The sequence below is a fragment of the Rhodosalinus sp. genome (assembly GCF_046542825.1).
In the GTDB taxonomy this organism is placed as follows: domain Bacteria; phylum Pseudomonadota; class Alphaproteobacteria; order Rhodobacterales; family Rhodobacteraceae; genus Rhodosalinus.
The window spans coordinates 17178-28780 of record NZ_JBKHAQ010000028.1; the positions used below are offsets into that span (position 1 = coordinate 17178).

Here is an 11603-nt window from a genome sequence, read left to right on the forward strand (position 1 = left end):
CCCCTTCAGGCCGCGGCGCCCAGATAGGCCTCGATCACCTCGTCGTCGCGGCTGACCTCGGCGGGCGTGCCGGCGGCGATCTGCTGGCCGAAGTTCAGCACCACGATGTGCGCGCAGATGTCCATCACCAGCCCCATGTCGTGCTCGACCAGCAGGATGGTGGTGCCGAACTCTTCCTGCACGTCGAGGATGAAGCGCGCCATGTCGGCGGTCTCTTCGCGGTTCATGCCGGCCACCGGCTCGTCCAGCATCAGCACCTTGGGCTGCATCGCCAGCGCCCGGCCAAGCTCCACCCGTTTCTGCAGCCCGTAGGGCAGGGCGGTGATCGGCGCCTTGCGGATGTGGTCGATCTCGAGAAAGTCGATCACCCGCTCCTCGATCTCCGCGCGAAAGGCCAGCTCCTCGCGCCGCGCAGGGCCGAAATAGGTCAGCGCCTGCCAGAGGTTCGCGCCGAGTCGCGAGTGCCCGCCCAGCTTGATGTTGTCGAGCACGGTCATGCCGCGAAAAAGCGCGATGTTCTGGAAGGTGCGCGCGATGCCCAGTTCCGCGCGCTTGTCGGGCGAAAGCGCGGTGATGTCGCGCCCCTCGAAGGAGACGCTGCCGCGGTCGGGCCTGTAGAAGCCGGATATCGCGTTGAAGAGGCTTGTCTTGCCGGCGCCATTGGGGCCGATCACGCCGGTGATCTCGCCCGGCTTCGCCGTAAAGCTGATGCCCTGCAGCGCCTTGATGCCGCCGAAGGACAGGTGAAGGTCGCTGACGCTCAGCATCCCCTTTGCACGCTCCCTGCCCGGGCGGGGTCTTTCGCCCCTGCGCCGGTCCTCCCCGTTGGTCCGCGCGGCCTCTCCCCCGGGCATGGCGCAGTGAGATCCAGACTAGCCGACATTGGGCGCCGCGCAACTTTTTTGCGCGCCGGTCAGGGGGGCGCAACGTGACCCGATGCTTGCGGATGCAGCGGAGCCCATTATATTTCCGCAGTCGAATATGTTTGCGGAGAAGCGCGATGAGTGCCGCGAGGAAGCTGACCTGCCTCGATTGCGGACAGGTGAACCGGGTGCCGGCAGACCGGCTGGACGCAGGACCGAAATGCGGCACCTGCGGCGCGGCCCTGATGCCGGGCAAGCCGATCGAGGTGGACCCGAAGATCCTGGACAAGGCCGCGCGCACCGACGACGTGCCGCTGGTCGCGGACTTCTGGGCGCCGTGGTGCGGACCGTGCCGGATGATGGCGCCCGAGTTCTCCAAGGCTGCGGGTGCGCTGAAGGGGCGCGCGCGGCTGGTCAAGCTCAACACGCAGGACTTCCCGCAGGCGGGCGCGTCGCACGGTATCCGCGGCATCCCCACGATGGTGGGCTGGGCCGGCGGACGCGAGCGCGCGCGTCAGAGCGGCGCGATGCGCGCGCCCGAAATCGAGGCCTGGATCGGGCGGCTGGGCTGACCGCTCAGCCCCTTGCCGGGCTCAGCCGCGCCGCCAGCGCGCGGCTTGCCAGCGCGGGAAGGCGCCTGACGGTGCGCAGGGCGATATCGCCGTATTCCATCTCGCCCGCCAGCATCCGCATGTAGTCGTAGCGCAGCCGCCCCGAGCGGCGGAAGGCCGAGAGGAACCCATCGCGCAGCGCCGAGCCGTGGATGACGTGTTGCAGGAGTCGCGCCTGACCCAGAGAGCGGCGGATGGGTTTCAACGCACGGTGGTATTGTCCAAGCGCCGTCTCGGGCCGCCCCTCGGCCAGCGCGCGCGCGGCAGCCTCGCCCGCCATCCGGCCACTCGCCAGCGCGTAGGCGATGCCCTCTCCGGTGACCGGATCCACCAGCCCCGCGGCATCGCCGGTCAGCAGCACCGCGCCGCGCCCCGGCTTGCGGCGCACCTCGCCGAACGGCACGAAGGCGCCCTGGACCTTCACGCGCGCGCTGTCCACGTCGAGCAGGTCCATGTAGGCGCGCATCGCGGTCTTCATCGCCGGGTTGCGTGCATGCAAGCCGCCCACCCCCACCGTCGTGCTGCCCGACTTTGGAAAGCTCCAGCCATAGCCCCAGTCCGCCGCGCCGAAATCAATCCGCACCGGGGCGTCTTCCGGCGCGTCCGGCGGCGGCGCCTCGACCTCCAGCGCAAAGCCGATGCGCGCGGGGTCGAAGGGGATGCCGTACAGCGCCCGCGCGACGACGCTGTTGGCGCCGTCGGCACCAACGATCAGCCGTGCCGTCAGCCGATCGCCGTCGCGGAAGCGGACCGCGGGGGCGTCGGGCTCCACCTCGGCCACCGGGCGGCCAGTGTGATCGGCCGCGCCCGCCGCGAGCGCGGCCTCGACAAGATGCGCATCGAAGCCCATGCGCGTGGTCATCCAGACCGGCGGCACGCCCTTGATCTCGCCCAGCGCGGCGCCGCCCGCGTAGAAAGCGAAGCGACCGCGCGGCTCCAGCAGCGACGGGGGCAGGGGACGACCCAGCAAGGCCATCGCCTCGGCCCGCGCGCGGCCCGTCACGCCGCCGCCGCAGAGCTTGTTGCGTGGAAAGGCGTGCCGGTCGGCCAGCGCCACGCGAAGGCCGGCGCGCGCCGCCGCCAGTGCAGCCGCCGCACCGGCCGGACCCGCGCCGATCACCAGGAGGTCGTAATCATGCATGGTCCGGCCCCGCAGCTGCGTCCGGCGCAGGTCTAACAGGCGCGGCGGCGCGCCACCATGCAGACGCGCCTCAATACTCCGTCCGCGCCCCGGATGCGACGTAACCGCGCCGAATGTGCCGCGGCGCAGGCCGCAGCGCCGCCATCCCGATCAGCAACGCCGCCAGCGCTCCGCCGCCCAGGGCATAGACGCTCAATGCCGTGAGTAGGCCCGCGCCCATCGCCAGTGCCACCACGGCCGCGGCAATGCCGCCGACAGCGCCAAGTAAAACCGCTGCGAATGCCATGAGTCCTCCGCTCTACTGCGCGCCACACACCCTGTCACCGAAAAGGTTAACGAGGGGATTATGGCCGAAATCGGGCGCGCTGCAGGCGAAAGCCTGCCGGACCGGGCCGACACTACAGCATCACGGTGACCGGGGTTCCGATCGGGACACGCTCATACAGGTCGACGACATGCTCGTTGAGCATCCGGATGCAGCCGTTCGACACCGACTGTCCGATCGTCGAGGGCGCGTTCGTCCCGTGGATGCGGTAGAACGTGTCCCGCCCGTTCTGGAAGAGATAGAGCGCCCGCGCCCCCAGCGGGTTGGACGGTCCGCCGGGCTGGACGTAATCGTTGTCCTTGAAGCGCTCGTATTCCTCCGGATCCCGCTCGATCATCTCGTCGGTGGGCCGCCAGGTGGGCCATTCCTTCTTCACCTCGATCACCGCGTCGCCGGTGAACTCGAGTCCCGCGCGGCCCACGCCCACGCCGTAACGCAGGCCCTCGCCGGGCCGGTCCACGAAATAGAGGAAATGGCTGCGCGGCAGCACGATCAGATAGGGCGCCTCGATATCGCTGCTCATCGTCACGCGCTGCGGCCGAAGGCGCGGTGGCAGTTGCACCTGTGCGGCGGCGGCGCCCGGCAGCGCGAGCGCGGCGGTGCCAACGGCAAGAAGGGTGCGGCGGTCAATCATGGTCTTGTGCTCTCTTTTCAGGGCCATGCGCGGCGGCATCTTGCCACCGCTCTCGCTCAAATCAACAACTGCGTAGCCGATTCGGGTCCGGGTCGCATCACGTTCCCGCGCCCCGGCTCCAGCCGGGCCTTTCCGAAGGAAGCCGACCGGCGCATGCCGGTTGACACCGGCGGCAAGCATGCGGCGGAGTAGGGGGCGGGACCATTTCCAGCCACATGCGGGGAGGACCGCTGAATGTCCCGCTTCAACCAGCCGCTGGGCGGCAACGAGATGCCGCGCTTCGGCGGTCCGGCAACCATGATGCGCCTGCCCGCGCAGCAGACGGCAGAGGGGCTGGATGCCTGCTTCGTCGGCGTGCCGCTGGACACCGGCACCTCGAACCGGCCGGGCACGCGGCTGGGGCCCCGCCAGATCCGCGACGAAAGCCGGATGCTCCGGCCTTTCAACATGGCGACCGGCGCCGCGCCCTTCGAGCGGATGCAGGTGGCCGACATCGGCGACGTGCCGGTCAACACCTTCGACCTGAAAAAGTCGGTCGGGATCATCGCCGAACACTACCGCGCCATCCTTGGCCACGGCACCGTGCCGCTGACGCTGGGCGGCGATCACACGCTGACCTGGCCCGTCCTGCGGGCGGTGGCAGAGCGGCACGGTCCCGTGGCGCTGATCCACGTCGACGCCCATGCCGACACCAACGAGGCGATGTTCGGCGAAGAGGCCGCGCATGGCTGCCCCTTCCGCCGCGCGTGGGAGGAGGATCTGCTGCGCAACGAGCGCGTGGTCCAGATCGGGCTGCGCGGGACAGGCTACGCCGCGGGCGATTTCGACTGGGGCCGCGCGCAGGGCTGGACCGTGGTGCAGGCCGAAGCCCTTTGGCACCGCTCGGCCGCGCCGCTGATGGACCAGGTGCGCGCCACGGTGGGCGACGCGCCGGTCTATCTGAGCTTCGACATCGACAGCCTCGATCCCGCCTTCGCGCCCGGCACCGGGACCGCGGAGCCCGGCGGCCTGTCGAGCTGGCAGGCACTTGAGATCGTGCGCGGCTGCGCGGGGCTGAACCTTGTCGGCTGCGACCTGGTCGAGGTCTCGCCGCCCTACGACCCCACGGGGAACACGGCGCTTCTGGCCGCGAACCTGCTCTACGAAATGCTCTGCGTCCTGCCCTGAGGCCTCTATGGCAGGACGTGCAGCCAGACCCAGATCGTGAGAACCGAGAGCGCGGTGGCGATGAGAACCGACGAGGCCGCGATGCGCCGCGCCCGGCCGTAGAGATTGGCGAAGATGTAGGCGTTCACGCCGGGCGCCATGGCGGCCGTCATTACCGCCGACCGGAGGCCCGCCTCGGGCAGCCCGAAGGCGCGGCCCAGACCCCATGTCACCAGCGGATGCAGCAGCAGCGATACCGCCACGACAAAGGCGATGGTCCGCATGTCGCCCTCGGGGCGGTAGCGGTAGAGCACGCCGCCCAGCCCGAAGAGCGCAGCAGGCAAGGCCGCGCGGATCATCAGGTCGAGCGCGTCGGTCACCGGCACCGGCAGCGCGAGCCCGGTCAGGTTCACCGCGAAGCCCAGCAGGATGCCGATCACCAGCGCGTTGCGCAGAAGCTGTCCCGCGAGCTGCCGCAGAAGCGCGCGGGTCGCGGTGCGCGCGCGGGCAAGTTCCATCGCCACGATCCCCACACCGTAGCAGAAAGGCGCGTGCAGCGCGACGATGGCGTAGTTGCCGGCCAGCGCCTCCGCGCCATAGGCGCGCTCGGTGATCGGCAGGCCCAGGAGCAGCGAGTTGGAAAAGAGCCCGACGAAGCCGATGGCGACCGCATCCTCCCAGTCGCGTCCGAAGATGTAGCGCGCGCCCAGAAGCCCCGCGGCGAAGCCCGCAAGCGCGCCCGCGTAGAAGGAGAAGAGCAGTGCGGGGTCGAATTCCTGCCCCAGGTCGAGGGTCGAGATCGCGCGGAAGAGCAGGCAGGGAATCGCGAAATTCTGGGTGAAGGACATCAGCCCGTCCACCGCGGAATCGGAAAAGAGCCCCCGCCAGACCGCGAGATAGCCGAAGCCCATCACCAGGAAGACGGGCAGGATGACCTCGATCAGCGCCTGCACGGGCCGCGCCTGCCGCTCACAGCGGGTAGCGGATCACCATCCCGTCGTAGGCGGGGGTGACGTGCGCGGGCGTGTCCCGTTCGACCGCCGCATGATCCATGTCGATGTGCATGTTGGTCAGCACCGCGCGCCGGGGCTGCGCCTGCGCGATCCACTCCAGCGCGCGGTCGAGATGCGCATGGGTGGGGTGTGGCGTGCGCCGGAGCGCGTCGAGCACCCAGCAGTCGAGCCCCTCAAGCACCTGCCAGGCGTCCTCGTAGATCTCGGCCACGTCGGGCAGATAGGCCAGCGGCCCGATGCGGAAGCCCAGCGCGTCGATCGTGCCGTGCCCGACCTTGATGGGCCTCAGCGCGATCAACCCGCCAGCCCCCTCCACCCGCACCTCGTCGCGGATGGTGTGCATGTCGAGGATCGGGGGATAGGGGCTGTCCTCGGGCTGCACGAAGGCGTAGCCGAAACGCGAGAAGAGGTCGTTCTGCGTGTCGCCGTCGGCCCAGACCGGCAGGCGGCGGCGCATGTTGAAGACGATCATGCGCAGGTCGTCCAGGCCGTGCACGTGATCGGCATGGGAATGGGTGTAGACCACGGCGTCCAGCTCGCCCACGCCCGCGTCCAGAAGCTGCTGGCGCAGGTCGGGCGAGGTGTCGATCAGAACCCGCGTGACCCCGCCACCTGCCTCGCGTTCGATCAGCATGGAACAGCGGCGGCGCGTGTTCTTCGGATTGGTGGGGTCGCAATCGCCCCAGATCCCGCCCAGCCGCGGCACGCCCCCCGACGACCCGCAGCCAAGGATGGTGAAGCGCAACTCGCCGCTCACGCCGCGGCCCTCGGAAAGAGGCACTCGAAGTTCGCCTCGGTCGCGGAGGCGAAATCCTCGTAGGACAGGCCGTAAAGCTCGGCCGCCACCTGCGCGGTGTGCACGACATAGGCCGGCTCGTTGCGCTTGCCGCGATGGGGCGGTGGCGCGAGATAGGGGCTGTCGGTCTCCACCAGGATCCGGTCGAGCGGCGCGGCGGCGAAGATGGCGCGCAGCTCCCCCGACTTCGGAAAGGCCGCGATGCCCGACATCGACAGATAGAACCCCAGGTCCAGGGCGGCCCGCGCCAGCCCCTCACCGGACGAGAAGCAGTGCATCACGCAGGTGAACGGCTTGCGCGCGTGCCCCTCCGACAGAAGGCTGGCCATGTCGGCGTCGGCATCGCGGGCGTGGATGATCAGCGGCAGCCCGGTTTCCTGCGCGGCCTCGATGTGGCGGCGCAGGCTTTCCTGCTGCACGTCTGCGCTGTCCGCGGTGTAGTGATAGTCCAGCCCGGTTTCGCCAAGCCCCACGCAGAGCGGATCCTCGGCCAGCGCGATCAGTTCCTCGACGCTTGCCATCGGCTCTTCCGCGGCGCTCATCGGGTGGGTGCCCGCGGCGTAAAAGACGCCGTCGTGCCGCGCAGCCAAATCCTTTACCGTGTCGAGGTTCCGCAGCCTGGTGCAGATCGTCACCATGCGGTGCACACCAGCGGCCCTGGCGCGTGCCACGACACCGTCGACCTCTTCCACGAGGCCGGGAAAGTCCAGATGGCAATGGCTGTCCGTGATGCGCGGCGGCATGTCCTGTCCGGCTCCGGGGCGCTGGGGTTGCGCTGCAATGGGCCGTCAGCGGGCCCGGTTCGCGATGGTGTGCAGGGTATCTAGGATGAGCGAAGCGGGGTCAAGATTGACCGCCCGGCCGTGCCGCAGCCGCCCGCCCACAACCGGCGCAAGCTCGGCCCAGCCGCGCGCGGCGGCAGGATCGGGCGAAAGGCGCAGAAGCGTCTCCGCCTCGCCCGGCGCGGCCTCCGGCGCGGGGGGGCGTCCGGTGGCCCCGGTGCGCGCAAGGCGAGCGAGCGCGTGGTCGATCAGTTCGAACAGCAGGTCGCGGCGGGCCTCCGATCCCGGGCCCGCGGCGCGCTCCGAAAGCGCCAGCGCCGCCGGGCGGTCGAGCCGGGGCAGGGAGGCCAGCACGCCCATCAGCTCTGCGTAAAGCGCAGCGCCCCCCTCCTGCGCGAGCGAGACGGCTGCGCCCACCGAGCCGCCCGAGAGCGCGGCGAGCGCGCCGCTGCCGCCCTCGGCCTCCACCCCCGCCTGCGCCAGCGCGGCGGCAAGGTCGGCCTCGGAGAGCGGCGCCAGCGGCAGGCTGCGGCAGCGCGAGCGGATCGTGGGCAAGAGCCGCGCGGGCTGATGGCTGACCAGCAGCAGCGTGGCGCGCGCCGGCGGCTCCTCCAGCAGCTTGAGCACCGCGTTGGCGGCGTTGACGTTCAGCTCGTCGGCGGCATCCACGATCACCACGCGCGGCCCGCCCTCTGCGTTGGAAAGCGCAAGGAAGCTCTTGAGCTTGCGCACCTCCTCCACCCGGATCGCGTCCGACAGCGCATTGCCGCGCTCGTTCGGGCCGCGCCGCAGCAGGAAGAGCCCGGGCTCCGACAGCGCCGCCACCCGCCGGGCGACCGGGTGCCCGGGGTCGATGTCAAGGCTGCCGGGGCGCTCCGGCGCGCCGAAGAGGCCCGGAGGTGCATCCGGCGGCTGCGTCAGCAAAAAACGCGCTATGCGCCAGGCCAGCGTGGCCTTGCCCACGCCACGCGGCCCCGTGAGCAGCCAGCCGTGATGCAGCCTCCCCGAACCATGCGCGGCGAGAAACGCGCGCTCTGCCGCTTCCTGTCCGAAAAGACGCGCCGTGTGGCGCGGGTGCGGGGCGCCCTCCAGCCGGTCGGGTTCCGGCAGGTCGAGCGTCTCGGCGCTCATGCCAGCATGGGTCCCGCGGCCGTCGCGACTGCCTTTGCGACCTCGTCCGCGCTGCCGCGGCCGTCGATCACGCGGATGCGCTCCGGCGCCTCTTCGGCCAGCGCCAGGAACCCCGCGCGCAGCCGCGCCTGCAGTTCCGCGCCGAAATCCTCGAACCGCGCCTCGGCGCCCGGGCGTGCCTTGGCCCGGCGCCACCCGGTATCGGGGTCGATGTCGATCAGCAGGGTCAGGTCCGGCTCCCGCCCGATCATCAGGCCATGCAACTGGTCCACCAGACCGCGCAGGTCGCCGCGCGTGGCGCCCTGATAGACCCGCGTGCTGTCGGCGAAGCGGTCGCAGATCACCACTTGACCCGCCGCCAGCGCGGGGGCGATGCGACGCTCGAGATGGTCGCGGCGGGCGGCGGTAAAGAGCAGGATCTCGGTCTCGGCAGACCAGCGGTCGGGCGCCCCGGTCAGCAGCAAATCGCGGATTTCCTCGGCCCCGGGCGAGCCGCCGGGCTCGCGCGTAAGCGTCACTTCGCGGCCTTGGGTTCGCAGACGTTCGGCCAGCAGGCGCGCCTGCGTGGACTTGCCCGAGCCGTCTATGCCCTCGAAGGTGATGAACCGGCCCTTGCCGGTCAAAGCGTGCCCCCTGCGCGATCGCCCAGTTGCTCCAGCAGCATCCGGCCCACCGTCGTCAGCCGCTGTCCGAAGCCCCCCTCGGCCACGTCGCGATCGGCCACCAGCGGCACGCGCGCCTCGGGCAGACCCTCGGGGCGCAGGATCAGTTCGCCCAGCACGTCGCCCGCGGCGATCGGCGCCGTGATCGGGGCGTCGAAGATCGCCTCGCCCGGCACCAAGTCCTGCGCAAGGACGGGCAGCAGCATGGTGCGTCCCGCCGCGGCCACGAGGTTCACGCTCTCGGCCGCCCCCATCCAGACCGGCGCCTCCGCGATCTGCCGGCCCTCGGCCACCACCTCGCGCTCGACGAACTGGCGGAAGGCCCAGTTGAGGATGCGCTGGCTTTCCGCCGCGCGCGCCTCGCGCGAGGGCAGCCCGTTGACCACGAAGACCACGCGGCGCCCGCCCTGCACGGCCGAGCCGACAAGGCCGTATCCCGCCTCCTGCGTGTGTCCGGTCTTCAGCCCGTCGGCCCCGATGTCGAGCCCCAGAAGCGGGTTGCGGTTGAAATGATTGGACGGCACGCGCCCGTCGAACTCGAACTTCTCCTCTGCGAAATACTCGTAGAACTCGGGGAAATCCGAGATCAGGCGCACCGTCAGGATGCCCAGATCGCGCATGCTCATCCGGTGTTCGGGGTGCGGCCAGCCGCTGGAATTGACGAAGGTCGACTCCGTCATGCCCAGCATCTGCGCACGGTCGTTCATCAGCTGTGCAAAGGCCTCCTCGGACCCCGATAGCCCCTCTGCCACGACCACGGTCGCGTCGTTGCCGGATTGCACCACGATGCCGCGGATCAGTTCCTCCACCGTCGGCCGGTCCGAGGGGTTGAGAAACATCGACGACCCGCCCATCGCCGCCGCCCGCTCGGACACCGGAAAGCGCGTCTCGAGCGTCAGCGAGTCGATGTCGCGCAACGCCTCGAAGAGCATGTATAGCGTCATCAGCTTCGACATCGACGAGGGCGGCAGCGGGTCGTGCGCATTCTTTTCCAGAAGCACGGTCCCGGTGTTGTAATCGACGACATAGGCCGCCTCGGCCTGGGTATCGAAGGCTGCGGCCGGTGCGGCGGCGAACACGAGCGCAAGCGCGGCGGCGACGCGGCGCATGGGACTGAGCGCGAAATCGAAGGGCATCCCCGGACAAGGCTCCTCTCGGCTGGGCGGTGCGGGCCTGCCGCGTCGCCGCGGCAATGCGGCGCGCGACGAGCAACTCACGGCCCGGCGGGTTCGACGGGTCGCGCAGCGCGCCCCTCGGTCCTCCCGATCAATCGCGCACCGCGTAGGCATCGGCAAAACCCTGATCGCGCGCCTTGTCAAGCAGCGCGGCAAGATCGCGCTCGTCGGGCGCGGGCCCGACCAGCACCCTCCAGAAGGTCTTGCCCTGGCTGAACTGCTCGCGCACCTCCGGCACCATACCGGCCTGGCGCATCGCGGTGGCCGTGTTGCGCGCGTTTTCCTCGATGCTGAAGATGCCGATCTGGACGTAGGGCCGCGACGGACCCAAGGCGCGCGGCCTCGGTGCCTGCTCCGGGTCCTGCTCCGGGTCCTGCTCCGGCTGGGCCTGCGCGGCGGCGGGCTGCGGTTCTGCCTCCGTGTCCTGTCCGTCGGCCTCCGCCGGTTCCAGCGGCGTTTCGGCGATTTCCGCGGCCTCGGGCAGGGCCTCTGCGGTTTCCGCTTGCTCCCCGGTTTCCGCTTCCTCTGCGGACCCTTCGGTCACCTCCTCGCGACGCAGCGCCGTCACCTCCAGCCGCTGCGGCTGTCCCGCCAGCAGCCCAAGCGCGCCGGCCGCGTCGGACGAGACCTGCAGCCGCGGCCCCGGCGCCTCGCGCTCGCGGCGGAAAAGCGCACCGATCACGAAATCGCCGTTCGCCGTGTTGCGGATGATCACGCGCTCGGGCTCGCCCACGTCCGGATGCGCGACCCAGACTCCGCCCAGCGAGGGGCGCCCATCCCAGAGCCCCGCCTCCGTGACCTGGAACACCTCCGGCGCCTCGACGTCCCGCTCGACCAGCCGCACCGACCGCGAGACCTCCGTCTCGGCCGGCGCTTCGTCCGCGCCGCGCGACAGGAAACCCATGCCGCCCTCTTCGCCGCAGCCCGCCAGCGCGATCGCGGCGCCCGCGAGCAATAGGGCGCGCGTGGCAGATGCGCGGGACCTGCGGGGTCCAACCGAATATGTCATGACTTCGTTCCTTGCCTGCTCGTGGCCGGGGTTGACCCCGGTCCCGTCGTCGTTGCGCCCCGTCCCGCCGCCATGCGGGAACGACGGCACCTGCCCATGCGGGTCGGCCGGGCGGTCCGGCCATGCGCCTTCATTGGGAAGATACCGCGTTCCTGCTTGCAAGGAAAGCCTGCAGCCCTTCCGCTCTTCCCGAATCGGGTGCCACCTTCTATCCGACCCCGACCGGAGGAGTGGCAGAGCGGTCGAATGCACCGGTCTTGAAAACCGGCGTGCGTGATTGCGCACCGTGGGTTCGAATCCCACCTCCTCCGCCAC

General features: G+C 70.4%; 13 protein-coding genes and 1 tRNA gene. 3 read left to right on the forward strand and 11 right to left on the reverse strand.

Features of this window, described 5'->3' with window-relative positions; all coding sequences use genetic code 11:
- Positions 1–5: 5 nt before the first annotated feature.
- Positions 6–767, reverse strand: a complete 762-nt coding sequence (locus ACLFOB_RS05795) for an ABC transporter ATP-binding protein (protein WP_410925428.1) — start codon at positions 765–767, stop codon at positions 6–8.
- Between the two features lie 233 nt (positions 768–1000).
- Here ACLFOB_RS05795 and ACLFOB_RS05800 point away from each other — a divergent pair, with 233 nt between their 5' ends.
- Entirely contained in the window at positions 1001–1435 is a 435-nt protein-coding gene (locus ACLFOB_RS05800) for a thioredoxin domain-containing protein (RefSeq protein WP_410917475.1), read from the forward strand.
- A 4-nt stretch (positions 1436–1439) separates the two neighbouring features.
- On the opposite strand, the gene ACLFOB_RS05805 is transcribed toward ACLFOB_RS05800, so the two are convergent.
- The 3 genes from ACLFOB_RS05805 to ACLFOB_RS05815 all read right to left on the reverse strand — a co-directional run bounded on the left by ACLFOB_RS05805 (position 1440) and on the right by ACLFOB_RS05815 (position 3574).
- Positions 1440–2615: a geranylgeranyl reductase family protein gene (locus ACLFOB_RS05805; protein ID WP_410925430.1), complete on the reverse strand. Its 1176-nt coding sequence runs from the start codon at positions 2613–2615 to the stop codon at positions 1440–1442.
- Between the two features lie 70 nt (positions 2616–2685).
- A complete protein-coding gene (locus ACLFOB_RS05810) occupies positions 2686–2901 on the reverse strand; it encodes a hypothetical protein (RefSeq protein ID WP_410925432.1) in 216 nt (71 codons plus the stop codon).
- A gap of 112 nt (positions 2902–3013) precedes the next feature.
- Positions 3014–3574, reverse strand: coding sequence for a L,D-transpeptidase (locus tag ACLFOB_RS05815; RefSeq protein ID WP_410917477.1), 561 nt, complete (start codon positions 3572–3574; stop codon positions 3014–3016).
- A gap of 234 nt (positions 3575–3808) precedes the next feature.
- On the opposite strand from ACLFOB_RS05815, the gene speB reads away from it, so the two are divergent.
- Positions 3809–4741, forward strand: coding sequence for an agmatinase (speB, locus tag ACLFOB_RS05820; protein WP_410925434.1), 933 nt, complete (start codon positions 3809–3811; stop codon positions 4739–4741).
- 5 nt (positions 4742–4746) lie between these two features.
- Here speB and ACLFOB_RS05825 read toward each other — a convergent pair whose 3' ends face one another.
- From ACLFOB_RS05825 to ACLFOB_RS05855, 7 genes are all read right to left on the reverse strand, one after another.
- Positions 4747–5673, reverse strand: a complete 927-nt coding sequence (locus ACLFOB_RS05825) for an AEC family transporter (protein WP_410917472.1) — start codon at positions 5671–5673, stop codon at positions 4747–4749.
- 16 nt (positions 5674–5689) lie between these two features.
- Positions 5690–6514, reverse strand: coding sequence for an MBL fold metallo-hydrolase (locus ACLFOB_RS05830; protein ID WP_410917471.1), 825 nt, complete (start codon positions 6512–6514; stop codon positions 5690–5692).
- Positions 6487–7272 (reverse strand): TatD family hydrolase, encoded by a 786-nt coding sequence (locus ACLFOB_RS05835; RefSeq protein WP_410917470.1) that lies wholly within the window; start codon positions 7270–7272, stop codon positions 6487–6489. The genes ACLFOB_RS05830 and ACLFOB_RS05835 overlap by 28 nt, the downstream gene beginning before the upstream one ends.
- 45 nt (positions 7273–7317) lie before the next feature.
- Positions 7318–8442: a DNA polymerase III subunit delta' gene (locus ACLFOB_RS05840; RefSeq protein ID WP_410925436.1), complete on the reverse strand. Its 1125-nt coding sequence runs from the start codon at positions 8440–8442 to the stop codon at positions 7318–7320.
- The gene (tmk, locus tag ACLFOB_RS05845; RefSeq protein WP_410917468.1) at positions 8439–9065 is read right to left on the reverse strand and encodes a dTMP kinase; all 627 of its coding nucleotides are present in this window, start codon (positions 9063–9065) and stop codon (positions 8439–8441) included. The genes ACLFOB_RS05840 and tmk overlap by 4 nt, the downstream gene beginning before the upstream one ends.
- Positions 9062–10240, reverse strand: coding sequence for a D-alanyl-D-alanine carboxypeptidase family protein (locus ACLFOB_RS05850; protein WP_410925438.1), 1179 nt, complete (start codon positions 10238–10240; stop codon positions 9062–9064). The genes tmk and ACLFOB_RS05850 overlap by 4 nt, the downstream gene beginning before the upstream one ends.
- Before the next feature lie 130 nt (positions 10241–10370).
- Positions 10371–11288 (reverse strand): SPOR domain-containing protein, encoded by a 918-nt coding sequence (locus ACLFOB_RS05855; protein ID WP_410918353.1) that lies wholly within the window; start codon positions 11286–11288, stop codon positions 10371–10373.
- 224 nt (positions 11289–11512) lie between these two features.
- Between ACLFOB_RS05855 and ACLFOB_RS05860 the strand changes: the two genes are divergently transcribed.
- Positions 11513–11602 (forward strand) — tRNA-Ser (locus ACLFOB_RS05860).
- The last annotated feature ends 1 nt before the right edge of the window (position 11603 follow it).

What these genes read in the sequence shown, in the direction of transcription:
- ACLFOB_RS05795 (WP_410925428.1), bottom strand. Translation starts at nt 767, where the DNA reads ATGCTGAGCGTCAGCGACCTTCACCTGTCCTTCGGCGGCATCAAGGCG.
- ACLFOB_RS05800 (WP_410917475.1), top strand. Translation starts at nt 1,001, where the DNA reads ATGAGTGCCGCGAGGAAGCTGACCTGCCTCGATTGCGGACAGGTGAAC.
- ACLFOB_RS05815 (WP_410917477.1), bottom strand. Translation starts at nt 3,574, where the DNA reads ATGATTGACCGCCGCACCCTTCTTGCCGTTGGCACCGCCGCGCTCGCG.
- ACLFOB_RS05810 (WP_410925432.1), bottom strand. Translation starts at nt 2,901, where the DNA reads ATGGCATTCGCAGCGGTTTTACTTGGCGCTGTCGGCGGCATTGCCGCG.
- ACLFOB_RS05850 (WP_410925438.1), bottom strand. Translation starts at nt 10,240, where the DNA reads ATGCCCTTCGATTTCGCGCTCAGTCCCATGCGCCGCGTCGCCGCCGCG.
- ACLFOB_RS05805 (WP_410925430.1), bottom strand. Translation starts at nt 2,615, where the DNA reads ATGCATGATTACGACCTCCTGGTGATCGGCGCGGGTCCGGCCGGTGCG.
- speB (WP_410925434.1), top strand. Translation starts at nt 3,809, where the DNA reads ATGTCCCGCTTCAACCAGCCGCTGGGCGGCAACGAGATGCCGCGCTTC.
- ACLFOB_RS05855 (WP_410918353.1), bottom strand. Translation starts at nt 11,288, where the DNA reads ATGACATATTCGGTTGGACCCCGCAGGTCCCGCGCATCTGCCACGCGC.
- ACLFOB_RS05840 (WP_410925436.1), bottom strand. Translation starts at nt 8,442, where the DNA reads ATGAGCGCCGAGACGCTCGACCTGCCGGAACCCGACCGGCTGGAGGGC.
- ACLFOB_RS05835 (WP_410917470.1), bottom strand. Translation starts at nt 7,272, where the DNA reads ATGCCGCCGCGCATCACGGACAGCCATTGCCATCTGGACTTTCCCGGC.